1 protein-coding gene is annotated in these 260 nt (G+C 42.3%); it reads right to left on the bottom strand.

All coding sequences use genetic code 11. The annotated features are described in order from the left end of the window. Nucleotides 1-260 (bottom strand): SDR family NAD(P)-dependent oxidoreductase (locus FGF67_RS17165; RefSeq protein ID WP_139698938.1); only part of this gene is annotated, 260 nt, incomplete at both ends.

Genomic DNA, 260 nt, shown 5'->3' with positions numbered 1-260 from the left:
CCCCGCTGGGTTAAACTCCCATCTGAATTAGTAAGTAAGCTTCTATTTTGGTCGGTTAAGAAAAAACCTGGTGCCAAAGCATTTACACGAATACCTACCTTTGAAAAATGTACCGCTAGCCACTGCGTAAAATTGGATACCGCCGCTTTGGCTCCACTATAGGCTGGTATTTTGGTTAGTGGTGTAAACGCATTCATAGAAGACACGTTTAAAATACTACACCCTGTTTGACCAACCATATCTTGCGCAAAAACTTGCGT

Source organism: Allotamlana fucoidanivorans (genome assembly GCF_006265225.1).
Lineage (GTDB): Bacteria > Bacteroidota > Bacteroidia > Flavobacteriales > Flavobacteriaceae > Allotamlana > Allotamlana fucoidanivorans.
This window is presented reverse-complemented; position numbering and strand designations above follow the sequence as displayed.